Source organism: Amycolatopsis samaneae, assembly GCF_039541975.1.
In the GTDB taxonomy this organism is placed as follows: domain Bacteria; phylum Actinomycetota; class Actinomycetes; order Mycobacteriales; family Pseudonocardiaceae; genus Amycolatopsis; species Amycolatopsis samaneae.
Genome location: NZ_BAABHG010000008.1, coordinates 51864 through 69743, shown reverse-complemented (window position 1 = coordinate 69743; position 17880 = coordinate 51864). Strand labels below are relative to the sequence as shown.

The 17880-nt window shown below is 70.0% G+C and carries 13 protein-coding genes; 1 reads left to right on the top strand and 12 read right to left on the bottom strand.

The window, feature by feature from the left end:
• Window positions 1-38: 38 nt before the first annotated feature.
• The 12 genes from ABD987_RS21590 to ddaH all read right to left on the bottom strand — a co-directional run bounded on the left by ABD987_RS21590 (window position 39) and on the right by ddaH (window position 17252).
• Entirely contained in the window at window positions 39-1565 is a 1527-nt protein-coding gene (locus ABD987_RS21590) for a right-handed parallel beta-helix repeat-containing protein (protein ID WP_378214157.1), read from the bottom strand.
• 20 nt (window positions 1566-1585) lie between these two features.
• Complete coding sequence (locus tag ABD987_RS21585) at window positions 1586-3511, bottom strand: alginate lyase family protein (protein ID WP_345396410.1); 1926 nt, start codon at window positions 3509-3511, stop codon at window positions 1586-1588.
• Entirely contained in the window at window positions 3511-5700 is a 2190-nt protein-coding gene (locus ABD987_RS21580) for a bi-domain-containing oxidoreductase (RefSeq protein WP_345396407.1), read from the bottom strand. Before ABD987_RS21580 ends, ABD987_RS21585 begins: the two co-directional genes overlap by 1 nt.
• Before the next feature lie 80 nt (window positions 5701-5780).
• A complete protein-coding gene (gene asnB / locus ABD987_RS21575; RefSeq protein WP_345396404.1) occupies window positions 5781-7715 on the bottom strand; it encodes an asparagine synthase (glutamine-hydrolyzing) in 1935 nt (644 codons plus the stop codon).
• A gap of 42 nt (window positions 7716-7757) precedes the next feature.
• Window positions 7758-9269: a Wzz/FepE/Etk N-terminal domain-containing protein gene (locus ABD987_RS21570; RefSeq protein WP_345396401.1), complete on the bottom strand. Its 1512-nt coding sequence runs from the start codon at window positions 9267-9269 to the stop codon at window positions 7758-7760.
• Window positions 9270-9334: 65 nt separating this feature from the next.
• The gene (locus ABD987_RS21565; RefSeq protein ID WP_345396398.1) at window positions 9335-10678 is read right to left on the bottom strand and encodes a GumC domain-containing protein; all 1344 of its coding nucleotides are present in this window, start codon (window positions 10676-10678) and stop codon (window positions 9335-9337) included.
• A 133-nt stretch (window positions 10679-10811) separates the two neighbouring features.
• On the bottom strand, window positions 10812-11984 hold the full coding sequence (locus tag ABD987_RS21560) for a glycosyltransferase family 4 protein (RefSeq protein ID WP_378214164.1): 1173 nt from the start codon (window positions 11982-11984) through the stop codon (window positions 10812-10814).
• 16 nt (window positions 11985-12000) lie between these two features.
• Window positions 12001-13317 carry a nucleotide sugar dehydrogenase gene (locus tag ABD987_RS21555; protein WP_345396392.1) on the bottom strand — a complete coding sequence of 439 codons (1317 nt, stop codon included), beginning with the start codon at window positions 13315-13317 and terminating at the stop codon, window positions 12001-12003.
• 442 nt (window positions 13318-13759) lie between these two features.
• Window positions 13760-14131 (bottom strand): hypothetical protein, encoded by a 372-nt coding sequence (locus tag ABD987_RS21550; RefSeq protein ID WP_345396389.1) that lies wholly within the window; start codon window positions 14129-14131, stop codon window positions 13760-13762.
• A gap of 734 nt (window positions 14132-14865) precedes the next feature.
• The gene (locus ABD987_RS21545; protein ID WP_345396386.1) at window positions 14866-15579 is read right to left on the bottom strand and encodes a glycoside hydrolase family 75 protein; all 714 of its coding nucleotides are present in this window, start codon (window positions 15577-15579) and stop codon (window positions 14866-14868) included.
• 135 nt (window positions 15580-15714) lie between these two features.
• The gene (locus tag ABD987_RS21540; protein WP_345396383.1) at window positions 15715-16374 is read right to left on the bottom strand and encodes a polysaccharide deacetylase family protein; all 660 of its coding nucleotides are present in this window, start codon (window positions 16372-16374) and stop codon (window positions 15715-15717) included.
• An 80-nt stretch (window positions 16375-16454) separates the two neighbouring features.
• The gene (ddaH, locus tag ABD987_RS21535) at window positions 16455-17252 is read right to left on the bottom strand and encodes a dimethylargininase (RefSeq protein WP_345397477.1); all 798 of its coding nucleotides are present in this window, start codon (window positions 17250-17252) and stop codon (window positions 16455-16457) included.
• A 130-nt stretch (window positions 17253-17382) separates the two neighbouring features.
• On the opposite strand from ddaH, the gene ABD987_RS21530 reads away from it, so the two are divergent.
• Window positions 17383-17829, top strand: a complete 447-nt coding sequence (locus ABD987_RS21530) for an Lrp/AsnC family transcriptional regulator (protein WP_345396380.1) — start codon at window positions 17383-17385, stop codon at window positions 17827-17829.
• Window positions 17830-17880 lie beyond the last annotated feature (51 nt).

The following is a 17880-nucleotide window of genomic DNA, read 5'->3' as shown; positions in this document are numbered from 1 at the left end:
TGGACTCCGGAGCGCGCGCGGCGGTCGCTTCGGTCACCTCAGCCACCCCCGCCGAAGGTGCTGTCCCTGTCCTGCCCGTACGGCGCGCCCCGCCACTCCCCGAACTCGACGACATGGCCGGGTTCGTGGGCCACGAACGTCCACGGGCCGGTGTAGGTGTTGTGGTACCAGCGGTTTCCCTGGCCGAACGTGATCGCGTCCTGCACCGTGCCGCCCCGGTAGGGCGACCAGTCCGGGTAGGTGCCGTAGTTCGACAGCAGCGCCATCCGGCCGCAGGCCGTGGTGCAGCCGACGACGGCGGGATCGAGCAGGAACCGGTTGTCGTGGATCTCGACGCGCGCGGTCTTCCAGCGGCAGTCGGCACGCAACGGCGCCACGTCGATGCCGGGCGCCGCGCACCGGGCGCGGTCGGGGACCAGGCGGGTGCAGGAGTCGGTGGAGGTGTTCGCCGGGCTGTTGCAGAAGCGGTCGGCGTTCTCCCACAGCGTCACCCCGGACCAGTTGTCCTGCAGCACGTTGCCGGAGAAGTCGATCCTGTCGGTGCGGGCGGGCACCCTCGGCTCGCCGCCCGCCTCGGACAGGTAGACCGTGCCCGCCGGGAAGTTGTCGCCGCCGTCGGCGCGTTTGCGGCCCTCCACCCAGTTGTTCCGGCGGATCGTGTTGTCCCGGATGATCGCGTTGTAGCTGATCTCGTAGAAGATCGCCGGGCCGTCGTTGCCCTCGATGACGTTGCCCTCGATGACGAAGTCGTTGTTGTTCGTGTCCGCCCACAGCGCGGTGCCCCGGTTGTCGTGCACCCAGTTCCCGCGCACGTCGGCGCCGTTGACCGACCAGAACTTGACCCCGCCGGTGCAGCCGCAGCCATCGACGCGCTTCTCCCAGTCGCCGGTGTTGTTCCCGGCGATCTCGTTGCCCTCGACGACGAGCCCGGTGATCCGGTTGCCCTCGGCGAACGCGTTCATCCCGTACTGGCCGTTGCGCCGCAGGCAGTCGCCCCTGACCTGCTGACCGGCGCCCGCCATCAGCCCGGCGCCGTCGTTGTCCTGGATCGCGCTGTGCTCGATCACCCAGCCGTCGCCGGAGTCGTGGTTGACCACGCCCTCGTCACGCGGCGCGGTGAATCCCTGGACCGTCAGGTACTGGATCCTGACGTTCTTCGCGTGTCCGGTGAACGCGTAGTTGTTGGTCTTCCTGCCGTCCACGACGGCCCCCGGTGCGCCGAGGTAGACGTCCCCGTCCTTCGGCTCGACCTGGTGGTACCGGTCGTCGCCGAGCAGGTGCGTGCCCGGCGCGAGCCAGAACGTCGTGCCCGGCGGGCTCGCCTTGGTCTTCTCTCGCAGGTCGCCCTTGACCGCCGGGTCGACCGCCACCGCGCCCGCCGGCGCGGTGGCCGGGCCGGGCGGCAGCCGGTCGCACATCGCGGCGACCTGCCCGGACGGCGCCGCCGATGGCGGCCGGTTCGCGGCGTCGCCGTCCTGCCCGGCACACGCGCCCGACACCAGCGCGACGGTACCGAGCGCCACCGCCAGGCTCCTCGTCCGGAACACCGCGAACCTCCTTTCCATCGTGGACTGTCCGTTGTGGACTAAGCGTCGAACGTCAGGCGCGTCGTCACACCGCCCACACCGCCACTGCCGACGAGCGTCGTCGTGGGCTCACGGCGGCCGAAACCCGCCGAGTACCAGCCCAGCGGCGGATCCTCCTGCCCCCGGTGCGCCGTCCAGGCGAGCTGTTCCGGCAGTGCCAGCACCGCGGTGTGGTCCGTCCACTTCAGACGTGCCGTGCGGCCGTCGAGATCGACGTCGACGGCGGGGCCGAGGTGGAAGGCGAGCCGCCCCCAGCGCCCCGCCGCGCCGTCCACCTCGTCGCGGATGGTGAGTGTCCCGCCGTCGAGGGTCACCGAGCGCCGGTGGACCGCCGGGCGGTAGCCGTCGTGCTCGGCGCTCCACCGCGACGGGCCGCCCTCGGGGGTGTGCACGTCGAGGACCGTGGTGTGCGCGTGCCGGACCCACAGGAACGGGCCGCCCGAGGCGGACTGGTCGGCCCCGTCCAGTTCCAGGGTGTTGTGCCCGAGGGTGGACCGGAAGTACGACCGCCAACGGGGTTCCCCGTGGTAGCAGTACGTTCCCGGGTCGACGAGGATCTCGACGCCGTCGTGGCGGACCTCCACCGACAGCGCGTCGGCGTGGGCGTGCGCGGCGATCGAGCCGAACCCGTGCGGTCCGGCGTCGCACCGGCACCAGACCTCGCCCGAGTCGGCCCGCGAGCGCAGGATCGTCATCCCGGCGTCGGCGAGGTGCGCGGCGCGGCGTGCCGGCCGCGCGGACGTCGGCCGGGGAGCCGGGCCGAGCGCGGTGAGCAGCGGGGTCCGAACATCCTTTTCGGACACTTCGGGCCACCAGTCGCGACGACCGAACAGCACGTCCCCGGTGGCAAGCAGCGACGCCCAGCGGCTGGTGCCCGCGCCATCGACGACCAGGCCGAACCCGTCGTCGGCGTCGCCCTGTCTCGGCGGGCGCAACGATGAGTCCACAATGGATGCCAGGGCGTCGCACATCCGCCGCAGCACCAGCCAGGTCGAGTCCGGGACGTGCACGCCCGCCGCCTGCGCTTCCACCGCGGCCGCGAGGCCCAGCTCCATGACGAGGCCGTGGTACTCGGTGGCCAGCTCGCGGTTGAGGCCGGAGTCGAAGGTGTTGGCGCGCAGGTGCCCGTCGAGCGACCGCAGCGCGTCCGCCCGCCACTCCGGCGATTCCGGGAACCAGCCGAACGCGGACGCGGCGGCCAGCCGCCCGGCCGCCTCGGCGACGGCGTGGTTGTTCGCCGAGGATCCCCGGCTCGGGAAGTCAGCCAGCCAGCGCTGGTGGTACCAGATCTGGCGCAGCGCCTCGGGGTTGTCCTCGAACAGCTCGCGCACACCGGGCCAGCCGTCGAGCAGGCGGCGGACCCAGACCCAGGACAGCAGCCGGATGCCCAGTTCGATCCCGCTCACCCAGTGCACGCCGCGCATCGGCGGGTTCGCCGACCACCACGACCGCAGGTGCTCGGCGACGCGCCGGGCGTAGCGCTGTTCCCCGGTCAGCGCGAACGCCGCGGCGAGCACGGTCAGGTGCTGGTGGCGGGAGGGCTCCCAGATCTGCTTGATGTCCCCGACCGTTTCCTCACTGCGGTAGTCGATACCGAAGGAGTACACATCGGACGGTGCACGCCGGCCGGTCTTCGGATCGGCCGACCAGTCCGGCGCGACCAGATCCGTCCGTGCGACACCGAAGTACTCGCCGTGCCCGGCCAGCAGCCGGTCCGCGGTCGCGACGAGGCGGGCGACGGCGTCCTCGGCGACGTTCTTCAGCACGTCGTCGCCGAGCACCGTCGCGAAGGTACGCCGGGGCAGCGGCGGGGACTGGGCGGGCGGTTCGCGCCACTGCCGCTTGCGGACGACGTCGGTGACGCGCCCGGCGATCTCGGCCGGTCCCATCCGGGACAGCCGGCGCAGGTACCACGCGGGATCCATCACACACCCTCGATCCGCACCGGGGCGCCGGTGGTGAGGCTGCGCTGCACGGCGAGGGTGGCCAGCGTCGTCGCGACCAGCGAGCCGAGCGAAACCGGCATCGGTGAACCGCGCCGGACCGCACGGACGAACGCCTCCAGCTGGGCGCGCTGTCCCTTGTCGCGTCCCTTCGGGATCCGCGAGCTGGCCCACTTCTTCCGCGCGAACACCGAGGCGCGGACGAAGTCGTCGAACTTCAGCACCTTCCCGTCCGCCACGACGTCGAGCGTCTCCTTCGGAAACCCGCTCGACCCGCTGGTGGTGTAGCCGATCGAAGCCGTCGAGCCGCCCGGGTAACGCAGGAGGATCTGGAGGTCGGCACCACCCGGCGTCGCGCACGCGTACACCGACTCCGGATCGGCGCCGAGCAGCCAGCTGACCGTGTCGACGAAGTGCCCGCCCTCGCCGGCGAACCGCGAGCCCTCGGTGTCGGCCTGGTTGTACCAGCTCTTGTGGTCGAGCTGCCCGGCGTTGACGAGGTAGCGGACCGAGGCCGCGCCGACCCGCGGGCCGAACCGGCCCCGCGCCTCGGTCAGCAACGGCGCGAAGCGGCGGTTGAAGCCGACCTGGAGCCGGTCGTTGCCCGACTCTTCGATCGCTTCGAGCACAGTGGACAGTTCTTTTTCGGACAGTGCGAGGGGTTTCTCGACGAACACCGCCTTGCCCGCGAGCAGCGCGCGCCGGGTCAGCTCGGCGTGCGAGCTGTGCCGGGTCACCACGAACACCGCGTCGATCGCCGGGTCCTCCAGCACGTTGCCGACGTCGGTGGACGCCTCGGCGAACCCGAACTTGCGCTGGGCGTTCGCGCCGGAAAGCGCCGAGGTGGTGGCGACCTGCGCGAGCCGGACGTCGGTCATCTCGGCCAGGTGCGGCAGGAGCATCGAGGACGCGTAGTTCCCCGCGCCGACGAACCCGACCCGCAGCGGCTGTCCCAGCGGAAGTGCCTTCGCGGCCTTGGCCGCCGGTACCGCGCGCGGTGCCGCGAGCACCGGCTTTCCGACGCGGGTAGCTCCGAGCGCCGGGTGCTCGACGGGATAGCGGAAGAGCACCGCCACCGCCTTCAGCTCGCCCTCGTCGAGACTGCGGTACGTCTCGACGGCGGTGTCGAAGTCCGCGACGTGCGAGATCAACGGCTCGACGTCGATGCGCTTCCTGGCGATCAGGTCGAGAACGCTTTCGAGGTTGCGGCGTTCCGTCCACCGCACCTGACCGATCGGGTAGTCGCGGCCGCCCAGTTCGTAGTCCGGGTCGTACCGGCCGGGACCGTACGAGCGGGAGAACCGGACCTCGAGTTCCTTTTCGTAGTAGGCGTTCCACGGCAGGTCGAGCTTGCACTTGCCGATGTCGACGATCCGGCCGCGGTCACGCGCGAGCTTCGCGGCCAGCTCGACCGGCTCGTTCGTGCCGCCGCCCGCGGCGAGGTAGACCTGGTCGACGCCGTGACCCGCGGTGATCTCGGCGACCGCGGCCTCGATCTGCTCGGACGCCGGGTTCCCGCACGCCAGCGCGCCGAGCCGCTCGCCGAGTTCGCAGCGGGCCGGGTCCGGGTCGACACCGACCACGCGGGCACCGGCCGCGGTCAGCAACTGCACCACGAGCTGGCCGATCAGGCCGAGCCCGATGACCAGCGCGACGTCGCCGAGCTGCGGTTCGCCGCGCCGGACCCCCTGCATCGCGATCGCCCCGACCGTGCCGAACGCCGCGTGCCGCGGATCGACCCCGGCGGGCACCCGGCGGTAGAGGTTCTTCGGCACCCAGTTCAGTTCGGCGTGCAGCGCTTGCTCGTTGCCCGCGCACGCCACCAGGTCACCGACGGCGACGTCCTCGATCCCGTCGCCGACCTGTTCCACCACCCCGCACAGCGAATAGCCGAGCGGGGTGTAGGAGTCGAGCTTGTTGATGGCCTTGCGGTAGGTGGCGGCGAGACCGTTGGTGGCCACGCTCTGCACGACCTTCGCGACCTGGTCCGGCCGGGCGCGGGCCTTGCCCACCAGCGAAAGGCTCGCCTCGGAGACCTTCATCATCTCGGTGCCGGTGGAGATCAGCGAGAACAGCGTCCGCACGAGCACCCCGCCCGCCTTGCACGCCGGCGCGGCGACTTCGAGAAGGGCCAGCTCACCGCTCTTGTAGTTCTGCACTACCTGTTTCACGTCGCTCCTACAGTGCCAGTAGATACCAAACCGATCGAAAGTAAGCGGCTTCGCAAGTCCGCCTGCCTTCTGTGGTTGGCTTACTTTCGGTCTCCTTGGTATGTGCCGCTGCCCGCGCCCGCGGCGATGGCGCCGCGGTACCAGTGTTCGAGAGTCAGTACGTGCCAAAGGTGTTTCGACCGGTCCTGCTGCCCGGACGCGTCCTGGTCGACCAGCCGCCGCAACGCCTCGCGCCGCAGGAACCCGGACTTCACCAGTTCGCCGGACTCGACGACCTCCCGCACCATCGGCGCGAGGTCCCGGCTCATCCACGCCCGCAGCGGCGCGCTGAACAACCCCTTGGGCCGGTGCACGATCTCACCGGGCACCAGGGACAGCGCGGCCTGTTTGAGGGCCATCTTCCCCTTCCGCCCCACGATCTTGCGGTTGCCGGGGATCCGGAAGGCGGCCCGGACGACCTCGACGTCCACGAACGGCACCCGCACCTCGGTGGAGGCGGCCATGCTGGCGCGGTCGGTGTAGGCCAGGTTCAGGCCGGGCAGGAACATCCGGGAATCGGCGAGGCACATCCGGTTGACGAAGTCGTCGAGGACGGTGTCGTGGTAGGTGTCGGCGTGCTCGGTCAGCACGTCGTCCACAGTGGACGCGAGGTCCGGGTCGAGGAGGTCGAGCAGCTCGGCCCGGTCATACATCGTGTAGCTGCGCCGGAACGCCGTCTCCTCCGGCAGCTCGGCGAAGGAGAGGAACCGCTTCGCGAACCGCACCGAACGGAACCCGCGCTTCGCCGTCGCGACCGGCATTCTGTCCACAAGGGACTGGACCGGCCGTCTCAGCATGCCGGGAACGCGCTGGTAGCGCAGCGCCAGTACGTTCGCGAGGTGCTTGCGGTACCCGGCGAACAGCTCGTCGGCGCCCATCCCGGACAGCATGACCTTGATCCCCGCCTCCCGCGCGGCGGTGCAGATCAGGACCGTGTTGATCGCCGCCGGGTCGCCGATCGGCTCGTCGAGGTGATAGGTCATCCTCGGCAGCAGGTCTAGGACCTTCGGCGCGATCTCGATCTCGTGCAGGTCGACGCCGAACTTCGCGGCGACCTGCCGGGCGTAGCGCAGATCGTCGGGCATGGCCTCGAACTTCGCGTCCTCGGCGCGGAAACCGATGGTGTAGGCCGAAATCCCCGGACGCTCGCGCGCGGCGAGCGCGGTCAGGTAGCTCGAATCGAGCCCACCCGACAGGAACGTCGCGACCGGGACGTCGGCGAGCAGGTGTTTCCTTGTCGACTCGGCGACAACGGCGTGCAGGTCGACGTCGCCCTCGTACTCGGCGCCTTCGGCCGCGACCTCGCGCAGGGACCAGAACCGGCCCTGCTCGGTACGGCCGTCGGGGCGGAAGCGCAGCCAGCTGCCGGGCGGGAGCTTTTCGGCCTCGCGGAACGCACACCGGCTGTCCGGCACCCAGTAGTAGAGCAGCGAGGCCACCAGCGCGGCCTCGTCGACGCGCAGCGAGCCGCCGAGTTCGGACGCGAGCGCCTTCAACTCCGAGGAAAACACCACCCCGCCGCCCCGGCGCACCAGGAACAGCGGTTTGACGCCCAGCTGGTCGCGGGCCAGCACGAGCTCACCGGTGCGCTCGTCGAACACCGCGAACGCGAACATGCCCCGCAGCCGGGGCAGGCAGTCGACGCCCCACGCCCGCCACGCCCACAGCAGCACCTCGGTGTCGGAGGTGCCGCGGAACCGCGCGCCCGCCGCCGCCAGCTCGGCACGCAGCTCCGGCGCGTTGTACAGCTCGCCGTTGTAGGTCAGCGCGAGACCGTCGGAGACCATCGGCTGCGCGCCGGTCTCCGACAGGTCGATGATCGCCAATCGTCTGTGTCCGAAGTGGACTTCTCCGGGGCCGGCGGGGTGTTCGTAGTGCCCCGTTCCGTCCGGGCCCCGGTGGGCCAGCGCCTTCGTGAGCCGCTGCGTCAGCGGGCCGCCGTCGGGCCACTGGTAGGTGCCTGCGATGCCGCACATCTGCGTGGCGTCCCCTTCACATCGTGGAGCGCGGCGCGGTCGTCACGAGACTTCCGCGTTGACCGGTGCCAGGAACCGGGTCGGTGCTTCGGAATTCGAGAGGTCGCGAGACCGCGCGCCCGCCCGCCCGCGCAGCGCGGTGTGCAGGCCGTCCCACAGGGTGCCGTCGGTGCGGTCGCGGGGATCGGGGTCGACGAGCACGACACCGATGATCGGGATGGCGCGGTCGGCCAGCTGCCGCGCCACGGTGTGCAGCCACAACGTGCTTTCCCGCCCGGCCCGCACGACGAGCACGGTCTCCTCGCCGAGCGCGTCGAGGTCGGTCCACGCCGCCCCCGGCGAGACCGAGCCGACCCCGACGCGGCGCACCCCGGACCCGTCCGGTATCTCACCGACCGCCACGATTTCGGCCGTGCTGCCCGAGGCGGCGGCGAGCGCGCGCAGTTCGCCGCCCGGCAGGTCGTCGACGAGCACCACGGGAGTGCCGGGTTCGCCGAGTTCGGCGGCGATGTCGAGCGCGAGCGCCGCGGTGACCTTCGCGCAGCCGAGTTCCAGCAGCGACACGGATTCGTTGTCGGTCCGGATCGCGCGCACGAGCGTGGTCGCGATTCTCTTCCGATCGGTGACCCCGCGCGTCCGCCGCCAGAGTTTGACCGGCCCTCGCGGCGGCGAGGAAAGCTGGGCGATGACCGACGCGCCGAGGTGTTCGGAGATCTCGCGGCGCAGCACCGGCCGGTCCCGTACGACGCCGCGGACCATGGCGAGCGCGAGCCCGAGTGCCAGGCCCAGCGCGAGGCCGATGCCGCTGTCGAGCGCACCGGTCTTGAGCAGCGAAACGGGCAGTGCGCGTGGCGTCTCGATGATCTGGGTGCCCGCGGCGACCTGCGGCGTCCCGATCCCGGCCTGTTGCGCGCGCTGTTCGAAGTCGGAGATCTGCGCGGTGAGCGCGGCCCGTCTGCCATACAGCGTCTCGAGTTCCGTCGCGTCGCCCGCGGTGCGGCCCCTCGCGTTCGTCTTCTCCTTTTCGGTGATCTGCGCGTCGACGGAGTTGAGCTGTGCCTGGACCTGGCCGCGCTGGTCGCTCAGCGCCTTGGCCTGCGCGGACGCGGCGGCCTGGTTGCGTTGCGCGTGATCGGCGATGAACGCGTCCGCGAGCGCCTTCGCCCGCGCGGTCGCGTCGCCGGGGCTGGTGCCCTTGACCGTCACCTGGAGGACGTTGTTCGTCAGGCCGAGACCCTGGTAGTCCTTCAGGAAGTCTTCCGGTTTCTGCGTGCTGTTGACGGCTTTCAGCGCGGCGGCGGCGATCTGCGTCGTCTGCAGCAGGGCGACGTCGGTGCGGATCAGGGTGCCGCTGTCGGTCGGGGAATCGTCCTTGTGCAGCACGATGATCTTGGTGACCGCGGTCGGCGGGGCGGGCAGCACGACCGCGACCGCGCCACCGATCAGGAAGCCGAGCAGGGCGAGCGACAACCACAGCCCGCGGCCCCTGCGGACCGAGGAGATCAGCCGCGGCAGGTCGAGCAGCGGCTGTGAGGAGGTCTGAGACGGGGGCATGCGACGCTTTTCCCGCATGTCCCCGTCGATCGGGTGCGGGTGTCCCGCAGGACTCTGCCGGGCCGTCACGCCGAACCCACCATCGCGTCCGCCGCCTTCACCGTTCCGGCGTGCGGCCGCACCGGGCGGGCCAGCAGCGCGCCGACGATCTCGTGCCCGGCGTCCGCGCAGGCCCCGGCGATCCCGACCAGGTCCCACGCGGTCCGCGAGCCCGCGCTGAGCGCGACGAGCACACCCGTCACGCCCTCTTCGTCCGGGACGATCGGCCGCGTGGCGTCGATCTCGGCGCGCAGCAGCGCCGATGACGGGACGGACTCCGCTTCGGCCGTGCCGGTGAGCCGGTCGACAGCCCCGCTCGCGGGCCCGTCGCCGGCCGCGGTGAGCACAAGGATCCGCTCGCGGGTACGGCCGGAAAGCCCCAGCCGGGACAGGACACGCCGGTAGCGGACGTCGCGATCGAGGTCGTCCGCGGGAATCCCGAGGCGCGGGACGTCCCACGGCCGGTCGCCGCCCACCGCCCGGCGCAGGGTGCCGCGCAGCCCACGCCCGGAGTCCGGCGCCGCGGTGCCGGGAACCTCGACCCCGGCGAGGATCGGCGCGCCGAGCGCGGCGGCGATCTCCCGCTCGCCGCGGAGCCTGCGATCGGCGCGGGCGGCGAACAGGTGCCCGAGGACACCGGCGAGGAAGAACAGCAGGGCACCGCCCGCGACGAGCTGGGGCAGGGTCGGCGCGGCCGGGGCACTCGGCAGCGCGGCCGGGCCCATCACGACCATGTTGCCCTGCGCGGTGGCGGCGTCGGCCTGGTTGAGGTTGTTGATCGCCTGTTCCAGCGAGGTGCGCAGCCCCTCCAGCTGGGTCCTGGCCTGGACGCTTTCCACGGTCAGGTCCCGGCCGGTGACCGCGCGCGCCAGGTCGGAGATCTTCTGGTTCGTCTGCGTGACCTGCTGGCGCAGCGTCTCCCGCTGTTCCCGCGCGAGCTGGCCCGCTGGGTCCATGCTGTTGGCCAGCAGCTGGGTCGAGTACTTCACGAACTGGTCCGCGACCTGGTCGGCGAGCTGCCGCGCGTGCTCGGCGGTGTCCCCGGAGACCTCCAGGTTCACCACGTTGCCCTGGGAGGCCGACGCGGCGACCCGCTTGCGGAGCTCGTCGGAGGAGACGTGCCAGCCGAGGTTGGCCGCGGCCCGGTCGAGCACCACGGAACTGGTCGCGACCTGCGCCTGGGTCAGCAGTTCGTCGGCCTGCCGGGGGCCCTGCATGAGGACGCTCGCGGTGGTCTTGTACCCGGGGGAGAACAACAGGGACGCCCCGGCCCCGGCCAGGGCCCCCGCCACGACGAGCACGGCGAGCAGCCGCCATCGCCCGCGGAGGACCTGCCCGACCTTGGCCAGGCGCACCGTATCGTCACGCACCGCCGGGTTCTCCCGTCCTGAGAAGGCATTTCGCCGCCAGCAGCGCGGCTTTCCACCACACCCGTCGTCGTGTTCACGACATTGGTTACAGCTATGCCGGAGATTTGTTCAAAGCTTTGTCGAGCCGCCGGTTTCAGGCGGTGGCACGGTCGTAAGCGGCCAGCAGCGCGATACGGGAGTTGTCCCAGGAAAGGGGTCCGTTCACCCGCGCCTTGCCCAGTTCGCCCATGCGGGCGCGCTCGGCGGGATCGTCGAGCAGTTTCGCGATGAGCTTCGCGAACTCCCCGACGTCGTTGGCGGGCGCGTAAAGCGCCGCGTCGCCCGCGGAAACCCGCGCCTCACGCAGGTCGAACGAGACGAGCGGACGGCTCATGGCCATGTACTCCATGATCTTGTTCATCGTCGACACGTCGTTGAGCGGGTTCATCGGGTCCGGCGCGAGGCAGACGTCGGCGGCGGACAGGTACCGCACCAGGTCGGCGTCCGGGATGCGTCCGGTGAACTCGACCCGCTCGGCAAGGCCCAGCCGCTTCGCCAGCGCGACCATTTCGTCGAAGGTGTCGCCGGAGCCGACGAACGCGGCGTGCCAGTCGTCGCGGCCGTGCTCGTCACGCAGCGAAGCCAGCGCGCGCAGGGCGTAGTCGACGCCGTCCTGCGGTCCCATGACCCCGAGGTAGCAGAGCAGATGTGGCTTGCCGCGCTTGAGTTCCGGCTCGGCGGGGACCTGCCGGAAGCGGTCGATCACCGGCGCGCTGCGCACCACGAAGACGTCGTCCGGGGACTTCCGTCCTCGGGTCAGTGCCGCTTCGCGGTAGCTTTCGTTGGTGGCGATCACGACGTCGGCGGCGCGGTAGGTGGCGCGTTCGAGCGCGCACACGCCCCGGTAGAGCAGGTCCTCGCCGCGGTCGAAGCGGGACAGGTACAGCTCGGGGCACAGGTCGTGCTGGTCGAAGACGAACCGCGTGCCACGGCGCTTGAGCAGCAACGCGACGAGGAACAGCAGGTCCGGCGGGTTGCAGGCGTGCACGACGTCGATGTGGCCCAGCCGCGCGACCTTTCTGGCGAGCCGGATCGTGTGCCACAGCGCGGATCCGTACTCCTGGAGATATCCGGCGGGGCCACCCGTCGCGGCCTTCAGCGGATAGCGGTGGACACGGACGCCGTCGATTTCCGCGTAGGGCTCGGTGTCCCGTTTCGTGCCCTGTGGGCAGATGACGTGCACCTCCCACCCGGCGTCGCGCAGGGTGGTGCTTTCCTGCCACACCCGGCGATCGAACGGGACCGAAAGATTCTCGACGAGGATCAGAGCTCTCTTACCGTTTTCACCAGGCAAGGCCGACGTATCCCTTTTCGTTCCGACGCGTGGCCGCGTCGGGGAGGCGGACGAGATCGATGAGTACCTGGTCGCCGCCACGCGGGAGCGCAGCGGAAACCGCGGCGTCGGTGCAGCCGACGAGGCACACGTCGGCGTGGGCGAGCACCTCGCCGATGGAGCCCGCGAGCAGCTGGCCGAGGTGCGGAAGCCTGCTCTCGATGTATTCGCGATTGGCGCCCATCAGCCGGGACAGGCTGACGTTGGCGTCGTAGATCTTGAGGTCGTAGCCCTTGCCAAGCAGGCGTTCCGCCAATTCGACGAGCGGGCTTTCGCGGAGGTCGTCGGTCCCGGGCTTGAACGACAGCCCGAACAGGCCGATCTTGCGTTTCCCGGTGCGGGCGACGAGTTCGTACGCGCGCTGCAGGTGCTCGTCGTTCGACGGCAGCACGTGCGCGAGGATCGGCACCGACACGTCGGCGCGGTGCGCGGCGTAGACGAGACCGCGCAGGTCCTTCGGCAGGCAGGATCCGCCGAAGGCGAAGCCCGGCCGGAGGTAGGCGGGGCTGATGTTGAGCTTGCGGTCGGCGAGGAAGACGTCGACGACCTGGTGCGAATCAAGCCCGAGCGCGCGGCAGACGGCGCCGAGTTCGTTCGCGAAGCCGATCTTCAAGCCGTGGAAGGCGTTGTCGGCGTACTTGGTCATTTCGGCGACCGGGATCGGCACACGGAACACGTCACCCGGCAGGCCCTCGTACAGTTTCGCCACGGCGTCGCCGCTTTGCGTGTCGAATTCACCGATGACGGTTTTGGGCGGGTCGAAGAAGTCGCGGACACTGCTGCCCTCACGCAGGAACTCCGGGTTCACTGCGACGCCGAAGTCGACCCCGGCGGTACCGCCGGAAGCCTTTTCCAGAATGGGAACCAGCAGGTCGAGGCAGGTGCCGGGCAGCATGGTGCTGCGGAAAACGACCGTGTGGCGGGTGTCCTTCGCGCTCAGCGCGCCGCCGATCTCCTCCGCGACGCGTTCGAGAAACGCGGTGGAGAGGCTGCCGTTGGGCGCCGACGGCGTGCCGACGCAGACGAGGGAGATTTCGCTGCCCGCCACGGCTTCCGCGACGTCGGTGGTGGCGCGCAGGGCACCGGACGCCACCACCTCCTCGGTCAGTTCGCCGATGCGTTCCTCGACCACCGGCGCCTTTCCGCGGGTGACGAGATCGATTTTGATCGGGTTGACGTCCACCCCGACAACCTGATGGCCACGACTGGCGAGGCACGCGGCGGACACGCAGCCCACGTAGCCCAGCCCGAAGACGCTGATCTGCACGACACACCCTCCAGCCGGAATCGCTGCACCCTTGGTCGGCGACCGCACGCGGTTCGTTACCGCTTCTCGCGCGTCGATTCGGCGAAGGCGCGTGTCGTTACGCTTCCTTGACTCTCAATACGGCTGTTCGGCCCATTCCCCTTGGCGCGCAACGGAACAACCGGCTCCGGGAAACGCCCGGCCCGGTGTCGGCCCCCCAGGGTTCCGGTAAAGTTGTTATGCTGGTCAGGTGGGGATTCCGTAGAGTTTGCATGATCGGGTGGTGTCGCGGCCGCGGTGGCGGAGTGCTCTTGCCGTGTGCGAAGCAGCCGATGCCAACCACCGCAGCCGGAAACCCGGGAACCACAACAGAGAAGGGCACCGGCGTCATGCCGGTGCCCTTCTCTTGTTACCACGCCGTTCGTGACGCGGGCGTCCGCGAACCCGCGTCAGAACTGACGCCTCAGCACTGCGGAATGTAGCCCGCAGTCGTGCGGAGCAGTTCGTAGTACATGTAGCCCGTACGACCGCCCCACAGGTTGCCGTAGTACCAGACCCACCCGTTCGGGTTTAGATCCTGATGAGTCCAGCAGTAGACGGTGAAACCGTTGCCCTTGTTCGCGGAGTCGATGATCCTGCCGTGCGTGGTGCTCGGGGCGTCGCGCAGCCGTGCGCCGTTGACGGTGACCCAGTAGGTCGGGGATGCGGCGGCCGAGGCAGCCGGCGCCGTCGCCGCCAGGGTTCCGGCCGTCGCGGCGCCCGCGAGGGCCACAGCCGCCAGCATGCGCGGTGCCCGTCCCTTGGCGATCCCGCGGATCTTGGTCCGAATCTTCACTGAATGTACCTTTCGTCGGTGTTGTTGTGGTGCAGGGTTGCCCGGGACCGCGTGACATGTGTTCCGGGCAGGGCGGCGCCGTCGATGCGACGGTCCGCTCGTCGGGGTGCGGACCGGTCCCGCTCGAACCGGTCCTGGTCGACCACGGAGAACGCGAGCCGCGCCAGGCCGACGGTCTTGTAGCCGTCGTGCCGTGCGGTCGGCCGCGATCGGGCCGGAACTCAGGTGAGAACTCGGCCACCACCGCGGCAGTGCCGGTATGGGCATCGCCCAGGATGCTTACGAATGCTGATCATCTTTCCCCCTGGCCCCCCAGTGCCGTCGCCGCCCCGAATCGTCCCTTCCCGGTCCCGCGCGCCGTCGTGCGTCACGGACGCGTACGGGCGCGATCCCCTTGACGACCGGGGAGACCCGGCATGACGGCTGACGCCCGCCTGCCATGTCCCATTGATCCCGATCGGCCGACAGGGACCGAATGGGCGATTCGGCACAGCGTGTCGACTCGCGGTCTGACACTAGTCCAAAGAGGATCGAATGCCAACCGCTGGGCCGCTTCGTCAACGCCCCGAACGCCACGTTCGAGGCACTCAACGTCCCCAACGCCACTTTCGGGACATCAAGCCCCTCAGCGAGAAGAATGTCCACAGTAGACGAGTGAAGTCCCGGGCACACAAAGAAAGGCCGTTTCACGAGTTCGAAAGAACCCGCGAAACGGCCTTCGCCGAAAGAAAGAATCAGTTGCTCTGCACGAACTTCGTGGCGAGCCCCTCGCCGACCGAGGTCGCCTTGCCGTGGTTCTCGATCGGGGAAACCTTGGACCCCTTGAAGCAGATGTAGGTCACGCCGGAGTCGACGCCGCCGTTCTTCGGGTCGGGGTTGATGCCCAGCGCCTTCGCGGTGGCGTAGGAAGCTTCGCCGATGATGGACTTCGGCCCCGTGTCACCGATGACCGCGTAGACCACCTTGTTGTTGTAGATCACCGCGCACGACCCGGCGCCCTGCAACTTCGACGCCGCGTAGTTCCAGATCCCGCTCGACTGCGGCACGACGATGTACGGCAACGCCGCCGCGTTCAGCGGTTTCCCGTCGGACTGCGGGAAAGCGGTGTCCGGCTGGAAACAGCAGTCGGTGTTCTCGTTGCACTGCGCGGTCCGCTGGCCGTCGCAGTCGATGTCCATGTCGGCCTTCCAGAACACGGCGCCGTTCGCGTCGCACACCGGGATCGTGGCGCCGGTTTCCTCGTCGGTCTTGTACTTGCCCTTCGAGATCTGCTTGCAGTTGCCGGTCTTCGCCAGCAGTTCCGCGGCGCTCGGCCCCGCCTGGACCGACGCCCCGGCGGCGGAGCCGGCGGCAACAGGAGCGGCGGACGACGGCGACGCCGCGGCCAGCGCCGAGGGGGTGACCGCCGCGGCGAACAGGAGGATCGCGAGCAGGATGAGTTTCCGCATGGCCTGGCTCCCAATTGTTAGGAAGACTTCCTTACGTGTGCGGCGGATCCTCAGAATGCACCGCACCGTCACCGAACTCAAGAGCCGGAGGCCGGTAGTTTCCCCACTGTTCGCGGACCTGGGCGGAAGTTCCCGCTAGCGGGTGACGCGCCGGACCCAGCGCGCGGCCCAGCGTCCCGCTCGACGGTACACCGAGCCCGCACCGGCCACGACGTCGTCGAGCCACCGCTGGTCGAGGTCGTGCCGCACCTCGGTCCGCGCCTGCAGCCAGCTGTCCGACCGCGCGGGCACACCGTCGCTTGTGTACACCCGGCTCGCCCCGGCGGCGCGAAGCCGCCCGAGCACCCGGCGGTCATAAGCGCCGTAGGGCAGCGAGAACCGTCGCACCGGCGTGCCACTCAGCTCGCCGAGCCTGCGCGGCGCCGCTTCCAGCTCCCGCTGGGCGCGCCGGTCGTCGAGCCGCCGCCAGTCGCTGTGCTCCCAGCCGTGCGAACCGATGGTCATCCCCGCGCGCACCAGCTCGCGGACCCCGTCGGAGTCGACATATCCCCGTTCGCCGAGCTTGCCGGCGAGCGGGAAGAACTCCGCGCTCAGGCCGCGCTCGACCAGCTTGGGCAGCGCGATCTCGACGTCCGAGGAGTTGCCGTCGTCGAAGCTCAGGTGCACGTCGTCCCGCCCGGCGACCGTGTCGAGCAGCTGCTCGAACTGCTCCACGGTCACCCAGCGCTCGTTTTCGCCGGGGTCGAGCTGCCGCTCCGGCCGCCCGATCCCATGTACGGCCAGATTGACCGCCATCGCTCGCCTCGCTAGATCATCCAGGGGTTCTGCCGAAGTATCGAATGACCAGCGTGAGAGTTACAGCTTTTTACCCACTCTTAGCCTTTGCGAATCTCCATCGTGCAGCATTTCGGCCCGCCGCCCGCCTTGCGCAGCTCCGAAATGTCCACGAAGACGGGCGCGTAACCCTGCTTTTCCAGGCGCGCGGCCAATCCGGTCGCCTCCACCGGCAGGACGACGTTGCGGCCGTCGGACACGCCGTTGAGCCCGAAGCACTCCGCGTCGGCCGCGTCGGCGAGCACCGCGTCCGGGAAGAGGCGCTCCAGCACCCGGCGGGAACCCGGCGAGAACGCGTCCGGGTAGTACGCGATCTGCGCGCGCCGGGTGTCGGTGGCCTCGGAAAGCACGAACAACGCGGTGTCGAGGTGGTAGTAGCGCGCGTCGACCAGGTGCAGGGAGATCACCGGGACGCCGAGGACCTCCTGCGCCTCGGCGTGCGCCGCCGGGTCGGTACGGAAGCCGGTGCCCGCCAGCAGCAGCGTGCCGGTCCAGGCGAAATCGCCCTCGGCCTCGTTGATCTTCTCCGGCATCGTGATGTCGCGGTAGCCGTGCTCGACGAACCAGCGGCGGAAGTACTCGGCCTCGGCGGTCCGCTGCGGCGCGCGGAACCGCGAGCCGAGGACGCGACCGGCGACGACGGTGCCCGAGTTGGCGGCGAAGACCATGTCCGGCAGGCCGGGTTCGGGGTCGATCTCCTCGACGGTGTGACCGAGCCTGCGGTAGGTGTCGCGCAGCACGGTCCACTGCTCCATCGCGACCTCGGCGCTGGCCGGTTGGGTCGGGTCCATCCAGGGGTTGATCGCGTAGTCCACCGCGAAGAAGCGCGGCGGGCACATCAGGTATCGGCGCGTGGTGGGCACGCGCGGCTGCTCCAGCGGTCGGGATCCCTGCATAAGTGCAGGGTAAAGCGCCCTCATACCGCAATCAATCGCTGTTCACTGCGCATATACATGCTAAGTATTGCGTGTGAACACCATCGACCAGCGAATCGTTTCGTGCCTCGTCGCGAACGCCCGCGCCAGCTACGCCGAGATCGGCAAGGTCGTCGGGCTGTCCGCCCCGGCGGTGAAACGCCGGGTCGACCGGCTGCTCGAAACCGGCGTCCTGCGGGGCTTCACCGCCGTCGTCGACCCCGAGGCGCTCGGCTGGGGCACCGAGGCGTTCGTCGAGGTCACCTGCAACGGGAACATCACCCCGGCGCGCATCCGGGCCCGGCTCGAACCGCTGCCCGAGGTCGTCGCCGCCTACACGGTGTCCGGCGCCGCGGACGCCATCGTGCACCTGCGCGCGAGCGACATCCACCACCTGGAGACGGCATTGGAACGGCTGCGCGGTCTGGAAATCGTCGACCGGACGGTGTCCACGGTCGTGTTGTCCCGCCTGTTGGAACGGCCGCCCTCTCCCGAATCTTGAATGGACAGAGCCTGAGACAGCCCGGAAAAGCGCGGCGTGCGCCACATTCCG